Annotated in this window: 26 protein-coding genes and 2 tRNA genes; 19 read left to right on the top strand and 9 right to left on the bottom strand. The window is 67.0% G+C overall.

Annotated elements, in window-relative coordinates:
* The first annotated feature begins 51 nt into the window (after positions 1-51).
* Positions 52-954: a dienelactone hydrolase family protein gene (locus WC815_22405; GenBank protein MFA5911538.1), complete on the top strand. Its 903-nt coding sequence runs from the start codon at positions 52-54 to the stop codon at positions 952-954.
* Positions 955-958: 4 nt separating this feature from the next.
* On the opposite strand, the gene WC815_22400 is transcribed toward WC815_22405, so the two are convergent.
* Complete coding sequence (locus WC815_22400) at positions 959-1,741, bottom strand: RNA methyltransferase (GenBank protein MFA5911537.1); 783 nt, start codon at positions 1,739-1,741, stop codon at positions 959-961.
* A 55-nt stretch (positions 1,742-1,796) separates the two neighbouring features.
* Between WC815_22400 and greA the strand changes: the two genes are divergently transcribed.
* The 3 genes from greA (at position 1,797) to WC815_22385 (ending at position 5,000) form a co-directional block, all read left to right on the top strand.
* Positions 1,797-2,255 (top strand): transcription elongation factor GreA, encoded by a 459-nt coding sequence (gene greA, locus WC815_22395; protein MFA5911536.1) that lies wholly within the window; start codon positions 1,797-1,799, stop codon positions 2,253-2,255.
* 12 nt (positions 2,256-2,267) lie between these two features.
* Positions 2,268-3,692, top strand: coding sequence for a patatin-like phospholipase family protein (locus WC815_22390; protein MFA5911535.1), 1,425 nt, complete (start codon positions 2,268-2,270; stop codon positions 3,690-3,692).
* A 144-nt stretch (positions 3,693-3,836) separates the two neighbouring features.
* On the top strand, positions 3,837-5,000 hold the full coding sequence (locus tag WC815_22385; GenBank protein MFA5911534.1) for an aminotransferase class I/II-fold pyridoxal phosphate-dependent enzyme: 1,164 nt from the start codon (positions 3,837-3,839) through the stop codon (positions 4,998-5,000).
* A 112-nt stretch (positions 5,001-5,112) separates the two neighbouring features.
* Here WC815_22385 and WC815_22380 read toward each other — a convergent pair whose 3' ends face one another.
* Positions 5,113-6,516 carry a DHH family phosphoesterase gene (locus WC815_22380; protein MFA5911533.1) on the bottom strand — a complete coding sequence of 468 codons (1,404 nt, stop codon included), beginning with the start codon at positions 6,514-6,516 and terminating at the stop codon, positions 5,113-5,115.
* 43 nt (positions 6,517-6,559) lie between these two features.
* Here WC815_22380 and WC815_22375 point away from each other — a divergent pair, with 43 nt between their 5' ends.
* From WC815_22375 to WC815_22330, 10 genes are all read left to right on the top strand, one after another.
* Complete coding sequence (locus tag WC815_22375) at positions 6,560-7,465, top strand: VWA domain-containing protein (protein ID MFA5911532.1); 906 nt, start codon at positions 6,560-6,562, stop codon at positions 7,463-7,465.
* A gap of 31 nt (positions 7,466-7,496) precedes the next feature.
* Entirely contained in the window at positions 7,497-9,515 is a 2,019-nt protein-coding gene (gene uvrB, locus WC815_22370; protein ID MFA5911531.1) for an excinuclease ABC subunit UvrB, read from the top strand.
* Positions 9,512-10,300 carry an ABC transporter permease gene (locus tag WC815_22365; protein MFA5911530.1) on the top strand — a complete coding sequence of 263 codons (789 nt, stop codon included), beginning with the start codon at positions 9,512-9,514 and terminating at the stop codon, positions 10,298-10,300. The genes uvrB and WC815_22365 overlap by 4 nt, the downstream gene beginning before the upstream one ends.
* Positions 10,300-11,151, top strand: a complete 852-nt coding sequence (locus WC815_22360; protein ID MFA5911529.1) for an ATP-binding cassette domain-containing protein — start codon at positions 10,300-10,302, stop codon at positions 11,149-11,151. Before WC815_22365 ends, WC815_22360 begins: the two co-directional genes overlap by 1 nt.
* A gap of 15 nt (positions 11,152-11,166) precedes the next feature.
* Positions 11,167-12,207 (top strand): MlaD family protein, encoded by a 1,041-nt coding sequence (locus WC815_22355; protein ID MFA5911528.1) that lies wholly within the window; start codon positions 11,167-11,169, stop codon positions 12,205-12,207.
* A gap of 9 nt (positions 12,208-12,216) precedes the next feature.
* Positions 12,217-12,489 (top strand): YtxH domain-containing protein, encoded by a 273-nt coding sequence (locus WC815_22350; GenBank protein ID MFA5911527.1) that lies wholly within the window; start codon positions 12,217-12,219, stop codon positions 12,487-12,489.
* Positions 12,486-12,923, top strand: a complete 438-nt coding sequence (locus tag WC815_22345; GenBank protein MFA5911526.1) for a DUF948 domain-containing protein — start codon at positions 12,486-12,488, stop codon at positions 12,921-12,923. Before WC815_22350 ends, WC815_22345 begins: the two co-directional genes overlap by 4 nt.
* 17 nt (positions 12,924-12,940) lie before the next feature.
* Positions 12,941-13,498 carry a hypothetical protein gene (locus tag WC815_22340; GenBank protein MFA5911525.1) on the top strand — a complete coding sequence of 186 codons (558 nt, stop codon included), beginning with the start codon at positions 12,941-12,943 and terminating at the stop codon, positions 13,496-13,498.
* 98 nt (positions 13,499-13,596) lie between these two features.
* Entirely contained in the window at positions 13,597-14,979 is a 1,383-nt protein-coding gene (locus tag WC815_22335) for a sigma-54 dependent transcriptional regulator (protein ID MFA5911524.1), read from the top strand.
* A 2-nt stretch (positions 14,980-14,981) separates the two neighbouring features.
* Positions 14,982-16,523 carry a glycosyltransferase family 39 protein gene (locus WC815_22330; protein ID MFA5911523.1) on the top strand — a complete coding sequence of 514 codons (1,542 nt, stop codon included), beginning with the start codon at positions 14,982-14,984 and terminating at the stop codon, positions 16,521-16,523.
* A gap of 131 nt (positions 16,524-16,654) precedes the next feature.
* Here the strand turns inward: WC815_22330 and WC815_22325 are convergent, their stop codons facing one another.
* From WC815_22325 to upp, 3 genes are all read right to left on the bottom strand, one after another.
* A complete protein-coding gene (locus tag WC815_22325; protein ID MFA5911522.1) occupies positions 16,655-17,860 on the bottom strand; it encodes a glycosyltransferase family 39 protein in 1,206 nt (401 codons plus the stop codon).
* A gap of 14 nt (positions 17,861-17,874) precedes the next feature.
* A tRNA-Val gene (locus tag WC815_22320) sits at positions 17,875-17,949 on the bottom strand.
* Positions 17,950-18,005: 56 nt separating this feature from the next.
* Positions 18,006-18,626, bottom strand: a complete 621-nt coding sequence (gene upp, locus WC815_22315; GenBank protein MFA5911521.1) for a uracil phosphoribosyltransferase — start codon at positions 18,624-18,626, stop codon at positions 18,006-18,008.
* A 51-nt stretch (positions 18,627-18,677) separates the two neighbouring features.
* Here upp and WC815_22310 point away from each other — a divergent pair, with 51 nt between their 5' ends.
* Positions 18,678-20,084, top strand: coding sequence for an amidohydrolase (locus WC815_22310; protein MFA5911520.1), 1,407 nt, complete (start codon positions 18,678-18,680; stop codon positions 20,082-20,084).
* 4 nt (positions 20,085-20,088) lie between these two features.
* Here WC815_22310 and hpt read toward each other — a convergent pair whose 3' ends face one another.
* On the bottom strand, positions 20,089-20,610 hold the full coding sequence (gene hpt, locus WC815_22305; protein ID MFA5911519.1) for a hypoxanthine phosphoribosyltransferase: 522 nt from the start codon (positions 20,608-20,610) through the stop codon (positions 20,089-20,091).
* Between the two features lie 72 nt (positions 20,611-20,682).
* On the opposite strand from hpt, the gene WC815_22300 reads away from it, so the two are divergent.
* Genes WC815_22300 through WC815_22290 form a run of 3 tightly spaced genes read left to right on the top strand, consistent with a single transcriptional unit; the run spans position 20,683 to position 22,840 of the window.
* The gene (locus WC815_22300; protein ID MFA5911518.1) at positions 20,683-21,312 is read left to right on the top strand and encodes an RpiB/LacA/LacB family sugar-phosphate isomerase; all 630 of its coding nucleotides are present in this window, start codon (positions 20,683-20,685) and stop codon (positions 21,310-21,312) included.
* Positions 21,309-22,175 (top strand): deoxyribose-phosphate aldolase, encoded by an 867-nt coding sequence (gene deoC / locus WC815_22295; GenBank protein ID MFA5911517.1) that lies wholly within the window; start codon positions 21,309-21,311, stop codon positions 22,173-22,175. Before WC815_22300 ends, deoC begins: the two co-directional genes overlap by 4 nt.
* The gene (locus tag WC815_22290) at positions 22,175-22,840 is read left to right on the top strand and encodes a hypothetical protein (protein ID MFA5911516.1); all 666 of its coding nucleotides are present in this window, start codon (positions 22,175-22,177) and stop codon (positions 22,838-22,840) included. The genes deoC and WC815_22290 overlap by 1 nt, the downstream gene beginning before the upstream one ends.
* Positions 22,841-22,847: 7 nt before the next feature.
* Here the strand turns inward: WC815_22290 and WC815_22285 are convergent.
* The 3 genes from WC815_22285 to WC815_22275 all read right to left on the bottom strand — a co-directional run bounded on the left by WC815_22285 (position 22,848) and on the right by WC815_22275 (position 25,417).
* Positions 22,848-22,922 (bottom strand) — tRNA-Gly (locus tag WC815_22285).
* A gap of 87 nt (positions 22,923-23,009) precedes the next feature.
* Positions 23,010-24,362: a phosphomannomutase/phosphoglucomutase gene (locus WC815_22280; protein MFA5911515.1), complete on the bottom strand. Its 1,353-nt coding sequence runs from the start codon at positions 24,360-24,362 to the stop codon at positions 23,010-23,012.
* Entirely contained in the window at positions 24,359-25,417 is a 1,059-nt protein-coding gene (locus WC815_22275) for an NDP-sugar synthase (GenBank protein MFA5911514.1), read from the bottom strand. Before WC815_22275 ends, WC815_22280 begins: the two co-directional genes overlap by 4 nt.
* Positions 25,418-25,451: 34 nt before the next feature.
* On the opposite strand from WC815_22275, the gene WC815_22270 reads away from it, so the two are divergent.
* Positions 25,452-25,663 (top strand): CDP-alcohol phosphatidyltransferase family protein (locus tag WC815_22270; protein MFA5911513.1); only part of this gene is annotated, 212 nt, incomplete at its 3' end.

Below are 25,663 nucleotides of genomic sequence, written 5' to 3'. Positions count from 1 at the left end.
AAGGTCTCGGCGTGGCGAGCTCTGAGGTAGGATGGCGCCGGAGGAGTCCGCATGTCAGACGACAGGAAGAATCCCGGGAAGCAGGACGCATCGCTCAATGACCTCTCGCGCCGCGACTTCGTGGCGTTGTCCCTGGCGGCCGGCCTCGCCGCCGCCACGGGCGCCGGCGCCCACGCCCAGATGGCGATCACGGAGAGGGACGTCGAGATCAAGACCCCCGACGGCACCTGCGACGCCGCGTTCATTCATCCCGCCTCGGGTTCGCATCCCGCCGTGATCATCTGGCCCGACGCCTTCGGCCTTCGGCCGGCCATGCGCGACATGGCGAAGCGCCTGGCGGCCGACGGGTATTCGGTGTTGGTGCCCAACCCGTTCTATCGCATGGCCAAGGCGCCAGTACCGGGCCTCGACACCAAGACGTTCAGCTTCCAGAGCAAGGAAGACATGACGCGGCTGCAGAGCTTCATGGGCGGCATCAACGCCGCGGGCGCGGCGGAGCGCGACGCCGTGGCACTGGTCGGCTTCCTCGACGCCCAGCCGCAGGTCAACAAGGCGAAGAAGGTCGGCACGCAGGGCTACTGCATGGGCGGCCCGCTGGTGTTCAGGACGGCGGCGGCGGTTCCCGCTCGCATCGGCGCCGGCGCGTCCTTCCATGGCGGCGGCCTCGTCACCACCAGCCCCACCAGCCCGCATATGTTGATTCCGCAAATGCAGGCGCAGCTCTACATCGGCATTGCCTCGAACGACGACTCGCGGCAGCCGGATGCGAAAGACCAGTTGAAGCAGGCGTTCGCCGACGCCAAGGTGCCCGCGGAGATTGAGGTGTACGGTGGGTTGCACGGGTGGTGCGTGCCCGACATGCCGGCCCAGGCCGGCAGCCCGATCTACAACAAGCCCGATGCCGAGAAGGCGTGGGCGAAGCTGCTGGCGCTCTACAAGTCGGCGCTGGCGTAACCGGTCATCGACGCCGCTGCCGTCGCGCTTCGTACAACAACAGCGCGGCGGCGACGGCGACGTTGAGTGATTCGATCGGCGCGCTCATGGGGATGCTGACGCGGGTGTCGGCTGCCTCGATCACGTCGGCAGGCAGGCCGGGGCCTTCGCCACCCATCAGGATCGCGACTGGCTGACTCAAGTCCATGTCGTACATCGACACGCCGCCGCGGGGAACCGCGGCGGCCACCGTCAGGCCGGCCGCCTGCCAACTCTCGATCGACGCCATGGGGGCGCGGGTCCGGATCACCGGCAGGTGAAACACGCTGCCCATCGAGGCGCGCAGCGCCTTCCAGCCCCACGGATCGGCGGTCGCCTCGTTGACGAGCACCCCGGTGGCGCCGGCCGCGGCCGCTGAACGAATCACCGCACCGGCGTTGCCCGGGTCCTGGATGCCGAATGCCGCCAGCACCAGCGCGGGCGGCGGCGCCAGCATGGCGGCGGCGTCAGCCGCCGGCTTTCGCGCCGACGCGACGACCCCGGTGGGCGAGTTGACGGGCGACATCGCGTTGAGGGCGGCGCTCGACACCTCGACGACGTGCGCGCCGGCGCGGCGGGCGCGATCGATCACATTCTGTTCGTCAGCGGTCGGCGGACCGCACACGGCGACCGTCTCGATTACCATGCCGGCAGTGACGGCCTCGGTGAGTAAGTGCCACCCGTCGAGCAGCATCATGGGGCCGCCGCCGCGAGCCAGCTCGCGGAATTCCTTGACGATGGCGTGGTGGCGGCTGGTGATGGTGGTCATGGCCGAGCGCGCCCGGGCGCCCGTGGCAATTGTGCTACACTCCGATGTTTGAGCGATGAAAGAAAGACTCATTAAGCGTTTTGAAGACGAGCTGAACGCCCTCGAGCGCGAGCTGCACAAGGAACTCCCCAAGGAGATCCAGCGCGCGCGCGAACTCGGCGACCTGCGCGAGAACGCGGAGTACCAGGCCGCGAAAGAGCGCCAGACCTACGTCAACGCACGCATCGCCATGCTCAAGCGCCGGATGAGCGAGATTGCGCTCATGAACATGGACCGCATCCCGCACGGCAAGGCCGGGTTCGGATCCACCGTGACGATTCGCGAGAAGGACCAGGAGCTGGTCTATCAGCTCGTGATGCCGGAAGACGCGGAGGCCGAAAAGGGCCTCATCTCCACGTCGTCTCCGATCGGCCGCGCCATCCTCAACAAAGAGGAAGGCGACGAGATCGTCGTGTCCACGCCCAGTGGCACGCGCAAGTTCGAGATCCTCAAGCTCGTCACCATCCACGAATAGCTGGCGACGGCTGTGACCGAGCCCCGCGACTCGTATTCCCCAGAACGCCGGACCGCGCTCCTGTTCACCGGAACGGGCGCCGATGGCGCGTACCACGCCGGCGCCATGCGGGCCCTCCAGGAAGCCGGCGTCAAGCTCGACATCGTCGGCGGCCGCGGCATTGGCGCGATCGCCGCCGTGCTGGCGGCGGTTGACGGCAGCGCGCAACTGTGGGAGGCGGGCGGATTCTGGCGCGCCGAGCCGGTGGCCACGCTGTATCGCTGGCGCTGGCCGTTCCGCCTGTTGCGATGGCTGGGCCTGGGCCTGATCGCCGTGCTCGCCATTCCCGCCGCGGTGATCCTGCTCGGCCTGGTGGTGTATCCGATCGCGCTGGTGCTCGGCATGTCGGGCCTCGATGCCGGCGCGCGGTTCGTGCAATCGTTTCTGGAAACGCTGACGCTGGCCTTTTCGCCGGGCGCCTTGCCGACGTGGATTCCGCGGCTGGCGGCGCTGCTGTCGGGCGCCGCGGTGCTCACCCTCGCGGTTGGGGCATGGCTGGCCTGGTGGCGCGCGCCGCTGCATCGGCGGACGGCCGGCGGACGTGCCTGGGCGCTGCTTGGCTCGCCGATCGACGCCGGCGCGGCGATCCAGCACGCCACCGAAACGGTGTGGCGCCTGCTCAAGGGCGGAGCGGCCATCAAGACGCCTGACGCCAAGGATCTCAGCCGCCGCTATGCGGAACTGCTCGGCGAGAATCTCGGCCAGCCGGGCTTTCGCGAGTTGCTGCTGGTGGTCCACGACATGGATGCGCACCGGGACCTGGTCTTCGGCCTGGTCCGGGATCCGTTTCGCAAGGCGCTGTTTCCCCCTCCGGGCGGCGTGTCGTCGCGGCGGGCCGAGGCGCACGATCTCTCGAGCGGCACGCAGGCGTTTACCGCGGATGTCCTGGCCGCGGCGCTGAGCCTGCCCGGGGTGAGCGATCCGCGCCTGGTCCAGTTCGCGCCCGACAGCTACTGGCGCGGCGAAACCCACCGGCTGGTGGACCGGCCCGCGTGCCTGGCGCGCCTGCTCGAGGAAGCGGCCGCCGCCGGAGCCGAGCAGGTCGTGATCATCGCCGCCACGCCCGATCCGCCGGGCCCTCACGAACTGCGGCCGCCGCGTCTCGATGGATTCGGGCGCATCGGCGAACAGCTGGCCTCGGCGGAGACCGCCGTGCTCAACGACGCCGTGCGCCACCTGCATCACCGCTTCCAGGGCGTCTACCTGATCCGCCCGTCGCACAACCCGACCCGCCCACTCGATTTCACCGGCGCCTACGACGAGAAGTCGGACCGCGTGCAGACGCTGGACGAGTTGATGGAACGTGGCTATGAAGACGCCTACCGCCAGTTCATCGAGCCGGTGGTCGGCGCCTCCGGCGACCGCATGACGCAGGTCACGCGCGACTTCGACGAGTGAGGCCCTTACGAACATTGGCCACGGAGGACACCGAGGGCACCGAGTAGTTCTTTCGAAATGCAAGAAGCCTGACTCAGCCGGTATTTGCATTTGAAATAAGTATTCTCTGTGTCCTCTGTGCCCTCTGTGGCTAATATTCTCAGCATGAAGCCAGCCACCGAACTCATCCACGCCGGCGAGCGGATCGATACCGGCGCGACGCCCTCGCTCACGGTTCCGATCTACGAGACCAGCACCTTCATCTTCGACTCGGTCGCCGACGTCATCAAGTACCAGGAAGGGAAGCTCAACGGCTATCTCTACTCCCGGTATGAGAACCCGACCGTGGTGGCGGTGGAGCAGAAGCTGGCGGCGGTGGACGGCGCGGAGGCGGCGATTCTCTTCAGCTCGGGCATGGCGGCGATTTCGACCGCCCTGCTGACGCTGCTCAAGCCCGGCGACGAGATTCTCTGCAGCGCGGCGATCTACGGCGGGACCTTCCACATCATCGAAGACCTGATGGCCAAGTTCGGGGTCGAGCGGCGCTTCATCACGCTCGACGACCTGGCCGACCTCGCGCGCGTGATTGGGCCGAAGACGAAGATGGTGTGGTTCGAGTCGCCGATCAATCCCACGCTGCGCTGCGTGGACGTCCGCAAGGTGGCCGCGGCCTGCACGGCGGCCGGCGTGCTGTCGGTGATCGACAATACCTTCGCGAGCGCGATCAACCAGCCGGTGCTGGCGATGGGCATCGACCTGTCGATGCAGAGCGCCACCAAGTACCTCAACGGCCACAGCGACGTGACCGGTGGCGCGCTGTCGGGGTCGAAGGCGGTCATCAACCCGCTGGCAAAAGCGCGACGCCTGCTGGGCGGCATCATGGATCCGATCCCGGCCTTCGCGCTCGGGCGCGGCATGAAGACCATGCCGCTGCGCGTGGCGCAGCACAACGCCAACGCGATGACGGTGGCGCAGCACCTCGAGCACCACCGCGCCATCGAACGGGTGTATTACCCGGGGCTCGCCTCGCACCCCGACCACGAGATCGCGAAGCGCCAGATGAGCGGCTTTGGCGGCGTCGTCACGATTGACGTGACCGGCGGCAAGGACGGCGCGTTCCGCGTGTTCGACAAGCTGAAGGTGATCAAGCGCGCCGCCAGTCTCGGCGGTGTGGAGAGCATCTGCAGCCTGCCGATCCTGACGTCGCAGTACGGACTGACCGACGAGGAGTTGGTGGCGGCCGGCGTGTCGAAAGGGATGATCAGGATTTCGATCGGTCTCGAGGACGCGTCGGACCTGATTGCGGATCTCGAACAGGCGTTGGCGTAGTACGGCCCGGCACTGAAGTGCCGGGCTTCTGGCACTCTCGCTTAGCCAGCACTAAAGTGCTGGCCTTCTGGCACTCTCGCTTAGCCAGCACTAAAGTGCTGGCCTTCTGGCACTACTTGTCGCGGGTCTCGTGCAGGAACTCCAGCACGAGATCAAGCATCCGCTGGTTGATGCGGCTGCCTTCGTAGGTGCCGAACTTCTTCTGAAACGCCTCGAGCGGCACCACCGCCTTGGCCATGGTGCGGTGGCCGCCGGCGCTGCCGATGTCGTTGAACCAGCGGCGGACGAAGTCGCCGGCATTGCGCGAGTAGCCGAGGTTGCGCACCGATACCACGAACGTGTCGTTGACGACGCCGCTGATCACGGTCCACTGCACGTTCTCGAGCTGCAGATAGAAGTCGGCGACATAGGGAATGAAGTCGTCGCGCGGCGGCTCGCCCAGGAACGCGCAGAAGACGTGCTCCATCATGCGGCCCTGCTGCCAGCCCTTGATCAGGTAGTCGAGGCGCTCGGCGGTGATTTCCGCGCCCTCCATCTTCCGGATCATGGTCGCGTCCGACAGCGGATACAGATGCGAGAACGCATCGAGGTCGGCGCGGTTGGCGTGGCGGTTGAAGAACAGCGTGTCGGACTTGATCGCGTAGAGCATCGCCGTGGCGGTGCGCTCGGAGATGTCCATGTCCACGGCGCGCAGGTGCTCGGTGAGGATCGTTGAGGTGGAGCCGTAGTCGGGGCGGATGTCGGTGAAGATCGCGTTGTAGCCCGACTGCGCGGGGTGGTGGTCGATGACCAGGTCGACGTGGGGCAGCAGGCCGGGGAAGTAGTGCGGCTGCACGTCAACCAGGGCGATCTTGTCGAAGTCCTTGAAGTGGTCCGCCGTGACCGTCTCGATCTTCAGGTCGAGCAGCTTCACCATTCGCAGGTTCTCGGGGCGCGTCACCGGCGCGAGGCACCCGATCACGGCGGTCTGGCGCGTGCGGCGGAGGATGGTGCGCAGGGCCAGGCCGCTCGCCATCGCATCCGGATCCGGATCGTTGTGGGTCAGGATCAGGACGCGGTCGGCGTCGGCCATGTAGCGCTGGTACTGCTGGACGCGCTGCCGGGTCACCGACCGCCCCAGTTCGGTGAGGAGCGGGGGCCCGGTCAGCTCGGCGAGGGTGAGCGTGGTGACTTCCGGAAAGTCGTCGCGTAGCGCTTCGGCGCGGCGCACGTCGGCCAGGCTGGTACCCAGCACGTAGATGAGCGTGCCGCCGGCTCCGCGCAGCGCTTCGAGCACCTTGCGCAGGCCGCGACGGCCGTTGTCTTCGACAAACACGGGAGTGGCGGGGGACAGGCCGGCCCGGACGTAGCTGTCGACCTTCGCCGTATCGGCGACGGTGACCGGCAGTTCCGAGTCTTCGAAGCGCCGGGCGAGCGCCGGGCTCTCTACCAACACGTCGAGCTCCGCAGTTGGAGCGAGGACCGCCTCCAGGAGCCGGACTACCAGCTCGCTGTGACAGACCGCAAGGCAACGCACTATCCCCGGATTATATCCCCGTCACCTTTGGTAGGATGGCCCGGTGAGGCGGGCGACGACGGCCGTGTTCGTCCTGCTGGCCGCGGCTGGTGCCGCCGCGGCGGGCGGTCAGCAGACGTTTCGCGCCGGCGTGGATCTGGTCACCATGGGCGTGACGGTGGTCGATCGCAAGGGCAACCTGGTTACCGGTCTCGGCGCGGGCGATTTCGAGGTGCTCGAAGACGGCAAGCGGCAGGACATCCTCTATTTCGCCGCCGGCGACGGCGACGCCGCACCGGCCATGCACCTCGGCCTGCTGCTCGACGCCAGCGGCAGCATGCAGTCCGACATGAAGCTGGCGCAGGGCGCGGCCATCAAGTTCCTGAACCTGCTGCCGGCCGCCGAAGACATCACGTTGGTGGACTTCGACACGCAGGTGCGCATCACCCGCTATCCCCAGCGCGACTTTCCCCGGCTGATCGAGCGCATCCGCCAGCGGAAGCCGGATGGCTGGACGGCCCTCTACGACGCGCTGGGCACCTTTCTCGACGGCGCCGATCAGCAGGACGGCCGCAAGGTGATGGTGATGTACACCGACGGCGGTGACACGCGGTCGGCGCTCAACCTCCCCGACACGCTGACGCTGCTCAAGGCCTCCCAGGTCACCGTTTACGCGATCGGGCTGGTGGACAACACCGGCTCGGCCCGCCAGCAGCTCCAGATGACGCTGCGCCAGATCGCCGAGACCACCGGTGGCCAGGCCTTTTTCCCGACCACGATGAAGGACGTCGAGGCGACCTACGAGAAGGTGCTGGCCGAGATCAAGGGGCAGTACCACCTCGGCTACCAGTCGGCCAACACCACCACCGACGGCGCCTGGCGCAAGGTCGAGGTCAAGCCGAAGCGCCCCGACCTGCGCGTGCGCGCGCGCCAAGGCTATTTCGCCCCCTACAAGACCTCCCGGAAGTAGGGTACGATGCTGTGTTCTGGCACACGTGTCCATGCCTTCCGTCTCCGATCGCTTCACCCTCGCGTCAGACTTCGAGCTCGCCGGCGACCAGGTCCATGCTGTACCTGAACTGGTCGACGGCCTGAACCGCGGCGACAAGCACCAGGTCCTGCTGGGCGTGACCGGCTCGGGCAAGACCTACACCATGGCGCAGGTGATCGCCCGCGTGAACCGCCCGACGCTGGTGATGGCCCATAACAAGACCCTCGCCGCGCAGCTGTTTCAGGAATTCCGGCGGTTCTTCCCCGGCAACGCCGTCGAGTACTTCGTCAGCTACTACGACTACTACCAGCCGGAGGCGTACATGCCCTCCAGCGACACCTACATCGAGAAGGAATCGACCATCAACGAGGAGATCGATCGCATGCGCCTGTCGGCGACGCGGTCGCTCTTCGAGCGCCGCGACGTCATCATCGTGGCCAGCGTCTCGTGTATCTATGGCCTCGGCTCGCCCGACGCCTACTACGGCCTGGTGATGCCGCTCGAAAAGGGCCAGCGGATCGATCGAGACCAGATCCTCCGCAAGCTCGTCGAAATCCAGTATGAGCGGAACGACCACGACTTCGGCCGCGGCACCTTCCGCGTGCGCGGCGACATCATCGAGGTCTACCCGTCCTACGAGGAGTTCGCCCTGCGCATCGGCCTGTTCGGCGATGAGATCGACGAGCTGACCTCGTTCGATCCCCTCACCGGCAAGGCGCTTCGCCGGCATGACCGCACGACCGTCTTTCCCAAGTCGCATTTCGTGACCGGCCGCGATCGCCTGCGCGAGGCGGTCGTCACCATCAAGGCCGAACTCGAGGAACGCCGCGGCGACCTCGAACGCGAGGGCAAGGTCCTGGAGGCGCAGCGCCTGCACCAGCGGACCATGTTCGACCTCGAGATGATCCGCGAGATTGGCTACTGCCACGGCATCGAGAACTACTCGCGCCACCTGACCCAGCGGACGGCGGGGCAGCCGCCCCCGACGTTGCTCGATTACCTGCCGGCGGATTCGCTGGTGGTGGTGGACGAGAGCCACCAGACCGTGCCCCAGATCCGCGGCATGTATCACGGCGACCGCTCGCGCAAGGAAGTGCTGGTCGAGTACGGCTTCCGCCTGCCGTCGGCCCTCGACAACCGCCCGCTCAACTTCGCGGAATGGGAGGCCCGCGTCGGCCAGCTGGTCTACGTGTCGGCAACGCCGGGGCCATACGAGCTGCAGAAGTCCGGCGGGGTGTTCGTCGAGCAGGTGATTCGCCCGACCGGCTTGATGGATCCGCCGGTCGAGGTCCGTCCGGTCAAGGGCCAGGTTGACGACCTCCTCAAGGAAATCCGCGACCGGGCGGCGAACAGGGAACGGGTGCTGGTCACGACGCTGACCAAGCGCATGGCGGAGGACCTGACGACGTATTACCAGGAACTGGGCGTGAAGGTCCGCTACCTCCATTCCGACATCGACACGCTCGAGCGCGTGGAGATCCTGCGCGACCTGCGCCGCGGCGTGTTCGACGTGCTGGTCGGCATCAACCTGCTCCGCGAAGGCCTCGACCTGCCCGAAGTGTCGCTGGTGGCCATCCTCGACGCCGACAAGGAGGGCTTCCTGCGCTCGGCCGGGGCGCTCATCCAGACGTCCGGACGCGCCGCGCGCAACGTCCACGGCCGTGTGATCATGTATGCGGACCGTCACACCGACTCGATGCGCGCCGCGATCAGCGAAACCGAGCGCCGCCGGACGCGGCAGGCGGCCTATAACGCCGAGCACGGCATCACCCCGACCAGTATCGTCAAGGCTATCGATGACGTCTTATCCAGTGTTTATGACCGCGACTACTCCTCGATCATCGACCCGCGCGAGGGCCGGCAGGTGTTCCGGACCCAGGCCGAGCTCGACGCGCACATCGCGACCCTCGAGGAACAGATGAAGGGCGCCGCGGCCAACCTCGACTTCGAGAAGGCGGCGTCCTGGCGCGACCAGATTCGAGCGCTCCGCGCGCGTGAGCTCGGTCTCGGGCCGGAGGATCGCCGATGAGCGCTCCCGCCCAGGGAGGCTGGCTGATTGAAGCCGTCAAGAAGGGCCTGCTCGAAGTTCAAGAGTACGTGAAGCTGTGCTTCGCGGCGGCGCAGGGCGCGGTCTCGCGTCCGTTTTACGCGCGCGACGTGATGGAGCAGATCGAGATCATCGGTCTCGGCTCCCTCACCGTGGTGCTGCTGACCGGCTTCTTCACCGGCGCCGTGCTGGCGCTGCAGTCGGGCATGACGCTCGACCAGTTCGGCGCCCGCCCGTTCGTCGGCCGCCTGATCAGCGCGTCGATGATCAAGGAGCTGGGGCCGGTGCTCACCGCCCTGATGCTGGCCGGCCGCGTCGGGTCGGGCATCGCCGCCGAGCTCGGGTCGATGGTGGTGACCGAGCAAATCAGCGCGCTGCGCGCCCTCGGCACGGATCCCATCCGCAAGCTGGTGGTGCCGCGCGTGCTGGCGGGCATCATCATGTGTCCGATCCTGACGGTGGTGGCCAACGCGGTGGGCCTCACCGGCGGATGGCTCATCGCCCTGACGCAGCTGCGCGTGTCGTCCGGGATTTACTGGAGCGCGGTGGTTGAGGGACTCTACATCCAGGATGTCTGGATGGGCCTGATCAAGCCGTTCTTCCTGGGCTTTATCATCGTCACCATCGGCTGCCACGTCGGCCTCAGGACGTCGGGCGGCACGCAGGGCGTGGGCCGGGCGACGACCAACGCCGTGGTCGCCGCTTCCGTCACCGTGCTGATCGTGGACTTCTTCGTGACCCGGTTGCTTATTTCGATCTTTTTCTGATGCGCCACAAGAGCCTTGCCGAATTCGGCCTGCCCGTTGAGCTTGCGGAGCCCCACGCCCCGGTGGTGCTGTTCGACAAAGTGTGCCTGGCGTTCGACGAGAAGGTGATCCTCAAGGACGTCACCTTCGTCGTGCGCGCCGGACACACGAAGATCTTCCTCGGCGCCAGCGGCGCCGGCAAGTCCACCATCCTCAAGCTGATGCTCGGCCTGCTCAAGGCGGACTCCGGCACCATCTGGGTGCTCGGCCACCGGGTGGACCAGATGACCGAGCGGCAAATCATGGGCGTGCGCCACCACATGGGCATGGTCTTCCAGGAAGGCGCGCTGTTCGACTCGTTCACCGTGGGCGAGAACGTCGGCTACAAGCTCTACGAGGAAACCACGCTGCCGTTGCCCGAGGTGCGTCAGCGCGTCGAGGAAGTCCTCGGCTTCGTCGGTCTGAGCGAGCACATCGACAAGCAGCCGTCGGAGCTGTCGGGCGGGCAGCGCCGCCGGGTGGCGATCGCCCGCGCCATGGCCGCCAAGCCCACGCTGCTGCTGTACGACGAGCCGACCACGGGCCTCGACCCGATTACGTCGCTGACCATCGACGCCGAGATCATCAAGTTGCGCGACCTCGAGGCGGTGACTTCCGTGATCGTCACGCACCAGCTCCGCGACGCGTTCTACGTGGCGACGCATTCCGCCACCAGGAACGCAGCCGGGGAGCCGGAGATTGCCGCCGCCGTCGCGGCGAAGATCGAGCAGGCCGACTTCGTGATGCTGAAGGACGGCAGCATTCACTTCGAGGGATCGGCCGACGAATTGCGGGCTTCGACCGACCCGTACCTGAACACGTTTCTTTCGTAAGAGGACCCAAGCACCATGCCGCGCACACACTCACTCGCATGGGCCGAACTCAAGTTCGGCATCATCTCGGTTTTCGCGCTGGTCATGGCCGGCCTGCTGATCTTCGCCGTCGGCGGGGGCGGGGGGTTCTTCTGGCAGAACTACACGCTGAAGGTGAGGTTCGCCAACGTGGCCGGGTTGATGGCCGGCTCCCCGGTCCGGGTGGCGGGCGTCGAGGTGGGTTCGGTGGACAAGGTGGTGCTCTCCGCCGGTGGCGTGGAGGTGTGGTTCGGCGTCAAGGACGACATGCGGCCGCTCGTCACCGACAAGTCGTTTGCCGTGCTGGGCTCGATTTCACTGCTCGGCGAAGGCGCCGTGGACATCACCGCGGGGCCGGGGGGCACCCCCATTCCCGAGTGGGGCTACGTGCCGTCGGGCATCGCCGAGGGCAGCATCGCCCAGCTCACCACGCAGGCCACGGCCGGGCTCACCGAGGCGAAGCAGCTCATCGAAGACATCCGCGCGGGCAAGGGCACCGTCGGCAAGCTCTTCACCGACGATTCGATCTACCGGGAAGTCGACGGTTTCGTGAAGGCGGCCGAACGGGTGGCGCGCTCCGTGTCGGAGGGTAAGGGCACGATGGGCAAGCTGGCGAACAATCCGAGAGCGTATAACGAGCTCGAGGCGGCGCTCGCCAATCTCAATGCGATTACGACCGGCCTGCGGAAGGGCGAGGGCAGCCTCGGCCAGTTGATGAACGACCCGTCGTTTTCCAGGAGCCTGAACCAGACCACGTCGAACCTCGAGACCATGACCGCGAAGCTGAATCGCGGTGAGGGCACCGCCGGGAAGCTGCTGACCGATGACGCGCTCTACCAGCGGATCGACACCATGACTGCCCGTCTCGACACGGTTCTGCAACAGCTCAACGCCGGCCAGGGCACCGCGGGGCAACTGCTGCACGACAAGCAGTTATATGAGAACATGAATCAGGCGGTGGCCGAGGTCAAGTCGCTCATCACCGAAATCAGGAAAGACCCGAAGAAGTACCTGAACGTGAAGGTCAGCATTTTCTAAGGAGCCACGATGTCCAAGGACAGCAACGGCGGCGGCATCATGATTGCGTTCGTGGTCGGCGCCCTGACCGGCGCGGCCGTGGCGCTCCTGTTTGCGCCGGCCTCGGGCGAAGAGACCCGCGAGTTCCTGGGCCAGAAAGCCCGCGAGGGCAAGGACAAGGCCCGCGAAGCCATGGATCAGGGCCGTGAGTACTATGCGCGCCAGCGCGAGAACCTGGTCACCGCGGTTGATCGCGGCCGCGAGGCGTTCCAGCAGGCGCGCGAGCGGGGCGACCAGGCGTGAGTGCAACCGGCGAGCTGTTTCTCGGCGTCATCGCCTTTGCGGTGCTGGTCATGGCCCTCATCCAGGTGGGCGCCATCATCGCCGGGATCCGTCTTGCCCGTCGGGTGGATCAGATTGCCACTCAACTGGACCAGGACATCAAGCCCCTGCTCGCCAACATCACCGCGCTTACCAGCGAGGCGGCGCGAACCGCGGCGCTGGCGGCCAAGCAGGTCGAGCGGTTCGACGCCATCTTCGCGGAGCTGACGCAGCGGGTCGATCAGACCGTGGCGGCCGCCCAGGAGTTCGTGACGGGCCCCGCGCGCCAGGGCATGGCCATCTTCGCCGGGGTCGCGGCGCTCATCGATTCGTTCCGCGGCCTGCGTGAAGCCGGCCGCCGCCGGCAGGCCAGCCGGAACGTGGTTGACGAGGAAGAGTCGCTTTTCATCGGCTGAATGTGTTAAATGAGGGCATGAAATTTGTGACCTCCGCCTCGTTCACCACCCTTCTGGTTCCAATCCTGTTCGTCACGGCCTTCTCGTCGGTCGCTGCCGCCCAAGACCCCAAGTCCGCGGCGCCCGCCAAGGAACTCGCCGAGCTGCTCGCGGGCAAGAAGCTCGACAGCATCGCCGCGCGCATGCCGGACGACCGTGAGGAGTTCGTCGGGGCGATTGCCTTCCCGGGGCAGCTGATGGTGGTGTGGGCGCGCACGACGGCGCCGGCCGTGGTCAATGAAAAGCTGATCCGGAAGGAGTACCGCGAGGTCTACATGGACCTGAACAGCGCGTCGGTGGTGGAGAGCCGCCACTTCGTGACCGACCTGGGCCCCGACGGCCTGAAGGCCAAGCCCGCCACCAGGCAGGGGCCTTCCGACAGCCACGACCTCGGCGCGAAGACCATGCGCTTCGACGGCAACTGGCGTGAAGACAAGATGTCGGAAGCCGACTACATGAAGGCCCACGCCGAAGCGGATGCCGCCTACACGCGCGCCATCCTGGCGCTGATCGCCGAGGTCAAGAAGGCCGGCTAGCCGGCCGCTCGGTCAGCACGAGCCAGCCCCCGTTTCCGCATGCTTCGACGACCGGCGACGTGCCGGTCGGTCTGGCTCAGGTCCATCGCCCGGCGCATATGCTCGCAGATACCTCAACCGCTCCCCATCCACTCCTGCTCCTCGTGGACGACGATCCGCAAATCCGGCAACTGCTGCGAGAGGTCGGGGCGCGCGAAGGCTTCGAGGTGCTCGAAGCGGCTGACGGCGCCGCGGCGCTCGAAATGCTGCATCGCCGGCACATGGACCTGGTGCTCCTCGACCTGCACATGCCCCGGGTCAACGGCCTCGGCGTGCTGCGCGCCGTGCGCGCGGGTGGCACCAGCTCGCAGATTGCGCTGATGAGCGGCGCGGCGAGCGTTGAAGACGCCGTGGAGGCCATCAAGCTGGGCGCCACCGAGTACTTCTCGAAACCCCTCGACCTGCCGAGGGTGCGGGCGCTCATGCAGGCGATGCGGCGGCAGTTCGAAGACCGCAACACGGTGCTCGACAGCGATGCCGCCCTCGCCGAGCGCCTCGAGGTATGCGGCATGATCGGCCGCTCGCCGGCGATGCGCGAGTTGTTCAGCGTCATCAACCGGCTGGCGCCGCACGCGCGGACCGTGCTGGTGACCGGCGAGACCGGGACCGGCAAGGAATTGGTGGCGCGGGCGCTGCACGCGCTCGGCCCGCGCAAGGCGAAGAAGCTCGTCACCGTGAACTGTTCCGCCGTTGTCGAGACGCTGTTCGAGTCGGAGTTGTTTGGCCACGTGCGCGGAGCGTTCACCGGGGCGACGGCCGACAAGATTGGCGTCTTCGAATCCGCCACTGGCGGCACCGTGTTCCTGGACGAGGTCGGGGAACTGCCGCCGGGCGCGCAGGCCAAGCTCCTGCGCACGCTCGAGAACGGCGAACTGCAGCGTGTCGGGTCGGTGGACCTGAAGAAGGTGGACGTGCGCGTGATCGCCGCCACCAACCGGCGCCTGGACGCCGAGATGGCCGCGGGCCGCTTCCGCAGCGACCTGTACTACCGGCTCAACGTGGTTGAAATCGCGGTGCCGCCGCTCAGGGAACGTCCCGAAGACATCCCGTACCTGACCGCGGCCTTCGTGCGCCGGTTCGCCAGGGAGTTCGACAGGCCCATCACCGGCCTGACCGAGTCCGCCGAAGAGCGGCTCGTGCAGTGGCCGTGGCCCGGCAACGTCCGCGAACTGCGAAACGTGATCGAACGGGCCTGCCTGCTCTGTGAAGGGCACCTGTTGACCGAGGGCGACCTCGCCCGGTCGTTGCCCGTCCGTCCCGGCCCGGGTCCGGTCGCTGTCGATGACGAGCCATCGGGGCCGCCGCCGACGGCGGACGCCGTGCAGGCCGCGCTCGACGCCACCGGCGGCAACAAGTCGCTGGCCGCGCGCCGCCTTGGCATCAGCCGGCGCGCGTTGTATCGCCTGATCGACAAATACGCAGTGTCGCCCGCCAGCGAATAGAGATGTCGCCCCGCACCTGGCTTCTGCTCGGAGCGCTGACGGCAGCGTCGGGCGTTCTCTATGGGACCCGGCTTGATTACGCGCCGGCGTTCCTGATGCACGACGAGTTACAGTTCTCGCTGCAGGCGAAGGCGATTGCGTCCACTGGTCGTGACCTGAGCGGACGCTTCCTGCCGGTGTTCTTCACCGAGCCCGAGTTTCCGGCCGGGCGCGACCCGGCCATTATCTATGTCACGGCTGCGGCACTCGCCTGGCTTCCGTTCTCCGAGGCATCCGTCCGGCTGCCAACCGCGCTGCTCGGTGTGCTCGACGTCACGTTGATGTTCCTGTTGGCGCGGCGCCTCTTCGGGCGCGACAGCATGGCGGGCATCGCCGCAGGCTTCCTGGCGTTGACGCCAGCCTTGTTCATTCGCAGCCGCCTGGTGCTGAGCCCGCAGTCCTCGATCCCGATCATCCTGGCGTGGCTGCTGAGCATGGCGGCGTTTTCGGACCGCCCGAGCGAGCGACGGCTGGCCATTGGTGCGTTGTGGTTGGGCTTCGGCGCGTACACCTATCTGGCGTGGGTGGTCATGGTGCCGGTCTACCTGTTACTGACCGTGGCGCTCGGGTATCGGTGGGGGGGGAAGAGGGCGGCCATGATTGCGGGCGCGGCGTTCGTGGCGCCCCTTATTCCGATGGCGTGGTGGTATGCCACGCATCCGGAGCGCTATCGCCAGATCCTGGAAGCCTACCAGCTCTATAGTGCGGGGACCACGGCCGCGCCGGCTCCTGGGGCGGTGTCGTCGGCCCTGCAAACACGGATTGGCTTGTTCTGGTCGTTCTTCAACCCCGCCTTTCTGTTCCTGTCAGGTGATTCCAGCCTCATCAACTCCACACGACAGGCCGGCTTGTTCCCGTTGAGCTTCGCGGTGTTCATGCCGCTTGGCGCCTACCGGTTGGTCATCGCGCGCAGTACACCGGCAACGTTGGTGCTCGTCGGCCTGGCGACAGCGCCCCTCGCAGCCATCGTCACGGGCGCGCTCGAGATGAACCGGATCCTGTTCGCGATCCCCTTTGGCGTACTGGCCGCGTGCTACGGTGCCGACGCCCTCCTTAAGTCGCACTCGCGAGGGTGGCGCACGATCGCCGTTCTGCTCATTGCGGCCGTCCCGCTGCAGTTCGCCGGTTTCTACCAGGACTACATGGGCCGATACCGCGTCGAAGCCGGTCGCTGGTTTGGCGGGAATACCCGGGAGGCGCTGACGGCCGTGATCGATGCGGCCGTGGCAGACCCGCAGCGGCGCGTGTACTTGAGTCGGGCGATTCCATTTGCCGGGCGCTATTGGCGCTTCTATGCGCTGGCGGGACAACGCCCGGACATGATTGATAGGGCCGTGTATTACGGCCCCGATCCACCCGCAGGGGCGTTACCTGGAGCGGCGCTCGTATGTCCGCTCGCCGCGGCCGAATGCGGGGCGCTTCTACACGACGCTGGCTGGCGCCACGTTCGTTCGATCGATGACCTTGATGGCACTCCGTCCTTCGCGCTGCTTGAGAAACGGTAGCCCCTAAACTAATGACCGCCCCTCGTGCCCGGTGCGGTCTGCAACACGCTGGCCGGCGCGGCCGATTGGCGGCGGGTCACCGCCCGCATCGAGCCGGACTGGAAGACGTCCTTCGAGGTGTGTGAGAGGGCTCAGGCGCGGAAGTAGCGTGCGTAGGCGCCGAAGAACTGAAGCGGAATGGCGGCAATCGCCGCCCACCCCAGCCAACGCCAGGCCGCGCCCTTCCGCTCGCTCCAGTCCACCAATCCGCATCCGGCCAGTACCGTCACGAATGGCACAACCGCCAGGGCCGCTCCAATGGCATGCGGCTGTCCGAACGTCGATGCGGCCAGCGGCGACGCGGCGGCCCCGGCAACCAGGGCGATCGTCCACGCGGGCGGACCGACTCGCGCGCAGCGCGCCACGCCCATCAGCGAGAAGAGCGATGCCGGCAAGAGGAACGGGGCCGCCCCCCGCAGGACCGTGCCCGGTAGGTAAGGGGCATTGAAGAAGAGCCAGGATGGGTCGAAGAATCCCCAGTACAGCGACGTGCGCGTGCCGAGCGTGGTCCAGTTGAGGAAGGCGCGCATGCCGTCCATGGGATAGCGCAGGTGCGCGGCATGAATGACCCACCGGCCGAACGTGTCCGGATAGCTCGACGGATGGGCCGCGAACCACAGGCCCGCGATGCTGAGCGGCAGCGCAAAGGCGGTGACGATGCCCGCGTAGGCCCGAATGCCGCGAGCCCCCGTGATCCACAACGCGGCGCAGGTGATGGCGAAGAGAAAGCCCATGGTCAGCGGCGCCGACGGCTGCGTATAGGTACCCACCCCCAGTGCGAACACACCGGCGGTGAGGTGCCACCGGTCGCCCCGGTCGAGGAAGTCCCGGAGCCCGATCAGCCAGACCAGGACAAAGGGCAAGGAGTAGATGGCGTCCACCCCGGTTCGGGCAAAGGCCAGGTGCGCGGGCGTGATCGCCAGCAACGCCGCGGTGGCCACCGGGCCCCATCGATTGGGGCACAGCCGCCGCATGAGCAGGTAGATCAGCCCGACGTTGAGCGCGCCGACGATGGCCGACGCCAGCCGCGCCGCCATCGAACCGGATACCAGGGCCGACACCAGCGCCGTTGCGTACACCGGCACCGGCTGAAGCCAGTGCTCCTCGCTCGCGCGGAAGTACAGTTGCGCCGCACGGCCGTCGGTGTCGCGGCCGCTGGTCGCCACCGACTGCGCCTGACGCATGAGGGCGACTTCGTCAACTGAGAGAGGGGAGGGGGCGGCCGGCACCACGTAAAGCAGGAACGCTAGTGCGCCCAGCAGTGCTGCCGTCGCAATCGGCCGAAGGCGATTACTCAAGGTAAGAAGATTGATGGTGCGCGCTGGAGGATTCGAACCTCCGACCCCCGCCGTGTGAAGGCGGTGCTCTACCGCTGAGCCAAGCGCGCGGTCAGAGCATGGATCATAGCATCAGGCGTGCCAATTTGGCGAGGGCCGTAGTGCGTTAGATGGTGCCGAACAGCCGATCGCCGAAGTCGCCGAGGCCCGGCACGATGAACTTGTGAGCGTTGAGTTCCCGGTCCACGATGGGCGTAAAGATCGGGACGGCCGGGTAGGCCTTCTCGACGACCGCCACGCCCTCGGGCGCCGCGACGATGCAGACCAGGCGGATGTGCTTCGCTCCGGCCCGGGTCAGCACGTCCAGGGCGGCCACGGCGCTGCCGCCGGTGGCCAGCATCGGGTCGATCAGCAACACATAGCTGCTTTCGATGTTGGGCGGCAGCTTGGCGTAGTACTGCGAGGCCACCGCCGTGCGCTCGTCGCGTTGCAGCCCGAGGTGACCGACGCGGGCGTTCGGCACCAATTCCAGCATGCCCGGCAGCATGCCGAGCCCGGCCCGCAGGACCGGCGCCATCACCACGTCGGCGGCCAGGCGGCGGCAAGGTGACGGCCCGAGCGGCGTGTCAACGGTGCCATCGGCCATCGGCACGTCGCGGAGCGCCTCGGCGCCGAGCAGGACGCTGATGCGATTGGCGAGCGCGCGAAAGCGTTCCGGATTGGTGCGGGCGTCGCGGAGTTCCGCGAGGCAGTCATGGACCAGCGGGTGAGTGACCAGGCGCAGCACGGCGCAGAGAGCTTACACCGCAATTCCGGATTCACGTACAATTCAGCCTGCATGCGCTTCCGCATTCTGGCGATCGGGCTGGCGCTGGTCCTGGCCGCGCCCGTGTTTCGGCCCGCCCTGGTGGCCCGGCAGGTCACCGAGGTCTCGTTGATCGTCGCCAACGGCATTGTCATCACAGTGGATGGCAGCCGGCGGATCCTGAATCCGGGCTCGGTGGCCGTCAACGGCACCCTGATCGTCGCGGTCGATACGCCGGCCGCGATCGCGGCGCGCTACCGGAGCACCGACACCATCGACGCCACCGGCAAGGTGGTGATGCCCGGCCTCATTAACACCCACACCCACGCCGCCATGGTCATGTTTCGCGGCCTGGGCAACGACCTGGCGTTGATGGACTGGCTGCAGAAGTACATCTTTCCGGCCGAGGCCAAGACCGTGTCGCCGGAATTCGTGCGCGTCGGCACCCGGCTGGCGGCCCTGGAGATGATCCAGTCCGGGACCACCACCTACGCGGACATGTACTACTTCGAGGAAGAGGTCGCCCGTGTCACCAAGGCAGCGGGCCTGCGCGGCGTGCTGGGGCAAACGGTGATCGAGTTCCCGGTGGCCGACGCCAGGACCCCGGCGGAGGCCTTGAAGCGCACCGAGGCGTTCGCGAAGGAGTTCGCGCAAGACGACCTGATCACGCCGTCGATCGCGCCGCACTCGGTGTACACGCTCGATGCCGCCACGCTGACCGCGGTGAGCGACCTGGCGAAGAAGTACAACATCCCGATCCAAATCCACCTCGCCGAAACGGCCGATGAGATCGGGCTGTCGCAAGCACGCCACCAGCAGCGGCCCGTGGCGCTGCTCGACCGCCTCAAGTTCTGGGCGCCGATCACCGTGGGCGCGCACGGCGTGTGGATCACGCCCGAAGAGATCGCCGTACTGAAACAGCGCAACGTCGGCATTTCGAACAACCCCGAAAGCAACATGAAGCTGGCGAGCGGAACGGCGCCGGTGGTGGCCTATCGCCGGGCCGGCGTGAATGTCGGCCTGGGCACCGACGGCGCCGCCAGCAACAACGACCTCGACATGTTCGAGGCGATGCGCCAGGCGGCATTCCAGCAGAAGCTGGTGTCGATGGATCCGCGCGTGATCAGCGCACCGGAGGCGCTGGAACTCGCCACTATCGGCGGCGCCCGCGTCCTTGGCCAGCAGGCCCGCATCGGGTCCCTGGAAGCGGGCAAGCGCGCCGACCTCATCGTGGTGGGGATGTCTCGGGCGCGGCAGACGCCGCTGTTCGATCCCGTGTCGCAGGTCGTCTACGTGTCTCGCGGAGACGACGTCGAGACGACCGTGGTGAACGGCCAGGTGCTGATGCGCGACCGCAAGGTGCTGACGCTGGACGAAGCGGCGGTGCTGCGCGAGGCCCGGGCCGCAGCCGACCTGGTCCGAAAGGCCGTGCCGCAGTAGGCGGCTACTCGAGCACGCCGATGAAGGGCAGGTTGCGGTACTGCTCGGCGTAGTCGAGGCCGTAGCCGACGACGAAGCGGTCTTCGATGGTGAAGCCGATGTAGTCGACCTTGACCTCGATCTTCCGGCGTGATGGCTTGCTGAGCAGGCAGGCGGTCCGCAGCGACTTGGGTCCGCGGGCCATGAGAATGTCCTGCAGGTAATGCAAGGTCAGCCCGGTGTCGACGATGTCTTCGACGATGATGACATCGCGGCCCTCGAGGCCGGAGTCGAGGTCCTTCGACAGGCGGACTTCGCCGGACGACGACGTGCCAGATCCGTAGCTGGAAAGGGACATGAAGTCGATGGTGACGTGGCCGTCGAGGTTGCGAATGAGGTCGCCGAGAAACAGGAAGGCGCCCTTGAGGACGCAGACGAAGTGCAGCTGGTCCTCGGGGAAGTCCCGGCGGATCTCGCGCGCCAGGTCCGCAATGCGGGCCTGGAGTTCTTCCTGGTCGATGAGCACGGTAGGTTTCGCGGCAGACATGGCGGAAAAGACTAGCACGATACAGACGGGGCGGCACGGCTTGACGGGGCGGAACTACTCGACGGGAGTTCAATGAAGACGTTCGACATCATTACGGAGGCCGACGCGCGGATCCTGGAGATCGGCTCCAGCGTCACGCTGAAGACCGGCGGGCACGTCACGCCGCTGGCCGCCGACACGCTGAAGGCCCGCCGTGTGACCGTGTTGCGCGGGGTCGCCGACGCCAGCCTCGACGGCCTGGCGCCGGTGGCCGATATCCGCTCGCTGGCCATTGGCAGCGATCATTCGGGCGTGGCGCTCAAGGCGGCCTTGCGTGATTACCTGCGGCAGAAGGGCCTGAGCGTGCTCGACGTGGGCACCGACGGCCCCGACCCGGTGGACTATCCCGACATCGCGGCGCAGGCCGCCCGGCTGGTGGCGCGCAGGGAAGTGGACGCCGCCATCGTTATTGACGGCGCCGGCATCGGTTCGGCGATCGCCGCCAACAAGATCGACGGGGCCCGCGCGGCGATGTGCACCGACAAGACCCTGGCCCGCTACTCCCGCGAGCACAACGGCGCCAACGTGCTGGCGCTCGGCGCGACGTTGCTCTCGGTGGGCGACGCCAAGGCGATTGTGGACACCTGGCTCGGCACCCCCATGGGCGAGGCCCGCCACCTTCGCCGCCTGGCGAAGATTCGCGCGTTGGAGAAGACGCAGTGAGCGACTATCGTCGGGTCATCGCGTTGATCCTGGAGGAACTGGCGCGGGCCGGCGCGGTGGCGCCGACCCGGTGCGCGTGCCACGGCTTTACCTTCGACTGCTGTCCAGACCGGGTGCAGCACGTGCTCGACGCCGGCGCCACGCGCCTGGGCCTGCACGCCGCCGACGGCGGTGCACAAGGCCTGTCGGGCCTGATCGATCACACGCTGCTCAAGCCCGACGCGACGGCGAAAGAGATCGAGCAGCTGTGCAAGGAAGCGGCGGAGTGGAAGTTCGCCACCGTGTGCGTGAACCCGACGTGGGTCGCGCTGGCGGCCCGGCAACTGCGTGGCAGCGGCGTCGCGGTCTGCTCGGTCGTCGGCTTCCCGTTGGGGGCGACCACGCCTGACGTCAAGCAGTTCGAGGCGCGCCGCGCGATTTTCGACGGGGCGGCGGAGATCGATATGGTGATCAACGTCGGCGCGCTCAAGTCCGGCGACGTGCGGCTGGTCACCGACGACATCCGCGGCGTCGTCTCGGCGTGTCACGCCGCGGGCGCCGGCAGCAAGGTGATCATCGAGACCGCGCTGCTGACCGACGAGGAGAAGATCACCGCCTGCACGCTGGCCAAGGCCGCCGGCGCCGATTTCGTCAAGACCTCGACCGGCTTCGGGCCCGGCGGCGCCACCGCCGCCGATGTCGCCCTGATGCGCCGCATTGTCGGCGACGAGATGGGCGTGAAGGCTTCCGGCGGCGTGCGCGACCTTGAGCAGATGAAGGCCATGGTTGCGGCCGGCGCCACGCGCATTGGCGCGAGCGCTGGCGTGCGCATCGTGAAGGAATCGCGGGGCGAGGCGGCGGCAGGAAAGACGGGCGGCTACTGATGCGCCTGGCGGCAATGGTGGCGTTGGCCCTGCTCGCGGCGGCGCCGGTCTCGGCTCAAACCTCCGAACGGCTTCCCTGGTTCGCCGTCGATCTGCACGGAGCGTGGGTGGGCCTGCCCACGGCTGAAGGCTGGGTTCCGCCTCTCTCGGCCACCACGCCCCTCCCAGGACGCGGCTGGGGCCTCGCCGGCGGCGCCACGGTCTACCCGCTCAAGCTCGGAGTCGCGACCTTTGGCCTTGGGGTGTCCCTGGCCACGGGCAAGGGCAGCAGCGACCCGCTGACGTCGACCACCGGCTCGGGCTCGACCGAGAAGACCACCCAGACCACGACGTCGGTCACCACGCAGATCACGAGCGTGCTGCCGCAGTTGTCGATCAACTTCGGGCACAAGTTGGGGTGGAGCTACTTGAGCGCCGGCTATGGCCGCACCAAGGTTGCCAGCAGTTCGGAAGCCTTCGGCAGCCTGGCGGCCATCACCGTGCCCGAGGCGTGGAACGCCGCCCTTAATTTCGGCGGGGGAGCCAGGTGGTTCATGAAGCCGCATCTCGGCGCCAGCTTCGACGTGCGCTTCACGAAGCTCAGCTCGCGCGGGGCCACCGACCTCCTGCCGTCCGCCAGGCGGACGCAGATGATCACGCTGAGCGTGGGGATTTCGATTCAGTAGGAAAAGCTGGAGCGGGAGACGGGGATCGAACCCGCGACCAACAGCTTGGGAAGCTGTGACTCTACCACTGAGTTACTCCCGCTCAGTCAGGCCATTCTAGCAGAGGGCGAGCCCGAAACCCGGCATCTCGTCAAGAGGCGCCCGGCAGGGCTGGCGGCGGCAGCCGGCGCTACCCTCGGATAATCCCCAACACTTCGTCGCGGCGCTTCTCCATGATCTCCGGCGTCAGCCCCTCGAGGTTCAGGCGGAGCAGCGGCTCGGTGTTCGACTGGCGCACGTTGAAATGCCAGTCGGCGAACTCGGCCGACACGCCGTCGAGCATGTAGACATTGCCGGTGGCGTAGATCTTCGCCAGTTCCTGGATCTTCTGGTCGGCGATGGCCATGTTGGCCACCTTGGTGTTGATCTCGCCGGAGATGAAGTACTTCTCGCGCAGCGGTGTCAGCAGGTCGCGCAGCGACATGCCCTTCTTCGACATCAGGTCCAGGATCATCAGCGCCGGGATGAACCCGTTGTCGGCGTAGAAGTTGTCGCGGAAGTAGTAGTGCCCGGTGACCTCGCCGCCGAACACCGCGTCCTCCTCGCGCATGCGGCGCTTGATGAAGGCGTGGCCGACGCGGTTCATCAGGGCCTTGCCCTGGTACTTCGCGACCACGTCCTTCACCGCGTAGCTCGCGCGCACGTCGTAGATCACGGTCTGGCCTGGCGACTTGAGCAGGAACGCCTCGGCCAGCAGCGCCGTGATGAAGTCGCCGGCAATGAACTCGCCGCTACCGTCGATGAAGAAGCAGCGGTCGGCGTCGCCGTCCCAGGCAATGCCGATGTCGGCCTTCTCGGCGATCACGCGCTCGGTGATGTCCCGGCGGTTCTCTTCGATCAGGGGGTTGGCCTCGTGGTTCGGGAAGGTGCCGTCCACCTCGAAGCACAGCCGCGTCGTCTGGCAGGGGAGCCGATCGAACAGGCGAGGCGCGACGAAGCCGGCCACGCCGCTCCCGGCGTCCAGCACGACCTTGAACGGCGTGATCGACGCGGCGTCGATGAACGACATCACGTGCTCGACGTAGCGGTCCATGATCTCGCGCGTCTCGACCGTGCCAGGCGATGACGGCGGCGCGGGAATGGCGCCGGCCAGGATCATCTCCTTCATTTCCTTGATGCCGGCCTCGCCGCTCAGCGGAAAGGCTTCGGCGCGCACCATCTTGCAGCCGTTGTACTCGCCTGGGTTGTGCGAGGCGGTCACCTGGGCGCCGCCGTCCAGCTTGTCGGCCGCCACCGCGTAGTACATCTGGTCGGTACCGAGCAGGCCGTAGTCGTACAGGGTTCCACCCTGCAGCGTCGCGCCATCGATGAAGGCCTTGGTCAGCGACGGCGACGACACGCGCATGTCGCGCGTGATGGCGTACTTGCCGGGGCCGAGGTAAGCGATGAAGGCGCGGCCGAGCTGATGAAACAGCTCCTCGGTGATCTCGGACGGGTAGAGCCCCCGCACGTCGTAGGCCTTGAAGACGGATGGGTTGATCATAGGGTCGTGTAGTCGGTCAGCAGGGTCTTGTCGCCAATCACCGACGCCGACTTCATCACCGCGTTACGGCCGATGTGGCAGTTGCGGCCGATGATCGGGCCATGGACGATGGCGCTCTGGCCGATGCGGGTGTTCGGCCACACAATCGTGTTCTCGAGGTTGGCCGATTCCTCGACGATCACGGAACGGCCCAGCACGGTGTAGGGGCCGATGCGCGCGCCGCTCTTCACGTGCGCGCCGGCGTCGATGAAGCACGGCGTATGCAACTCCACGCCGTCTTCAATTCGGGCGTCGGGCGAGACCACCGGCTTGCCCGGGTCCGCGGTCGCGAACACGCCGCCGGAGAACTTGCCGTCGAACATGTCGCGGTGCACCTGGATGTACTTCTCGGGCGTGCCGATGTCGATCCAGTAGCCGCGTTCCACGTAGGCCACGAACATCTCCTGCCGCTCGATCAGCGACGGGAAGTACGAGCGTTCGATGGAGTAGGAGACGTCCTTGGGAATGCGATCGAACGTGTCCGGCTCGAGCACGTAGATGCCGGCGTTGATCGTGTCGCAGGTGATCTCGTCCGGGTTCGGCTTCTCCAGGAAGCGGCGGACGCGGCCGTCCGGCTCGGTTTCAACCAGCCCGTAGGCCGTCGGGTTGTCCACCGGCGTCAGCACGATGGTGGCCTTGGCCTGGCGATCGCGGTGGAGCTTGACGACCGCGTTGACGTCCACGCTGGTCATCACGTCGCCGTTGAACACCACAATCGTGTCGGTCGCGCCCTGGGCCGCGTAGCGAATGGCGCCGCCGGTGCCCAGCGGGGCCGGCTCGACCACGTAGCGCAACCGCACGCCGGTACCCGCGCCATCACCAAACACCTCTTCGATGCGGCGAGGCTGGTAATTGAGGCTGAGAATGACCTCGTCGATCTCGGGAACCTGCTTGAGCAGGTCGATCTGGTAGTGAAGAAAGGCGCGGTCGAAGATCGGGACCACGGGTTTGGGCGTGTGGAGGGTCAGCGGGCGGAGCCGCGTGCCCTTGCCCCCGGCGAGAAGGATAGCCTTCATGACAAACTTCCATCTTACACGACCGAGGGGTAGAATGACGGCGGCCGACATGAACCTGCCGAACAGCCTGACCATCGCACGCATATTCCTGGTGCCGGTGCTGGTGTCGGTCCTCCTGACGAAATTCGAGGGCCGGCTGGTTGCCGGGCTGCCGGTGGAGCTGGTCGCCGCCGCGATCTTCGGCCTGGCTTCGCTGACCGACTGGCTCGACGGCTACCTCGCCCGGCACCGCAAGCAGGTCACGAC

The sequence above is a fragment of the Vicinamibacterales bacterium genome, from assembly GCA_041659285.1.
Taxonomy (GTDB): domain Bacteria; phylum Acidobacteriota; class Vicinamibacteria; order Vicinamibacterales; family UBA2999; genus 12-FULL-67-14b.
Note: the sequence above shows the minus strand (reverse complement) of the source record. Positions and strands in the feature narration are given on the sequence as shown.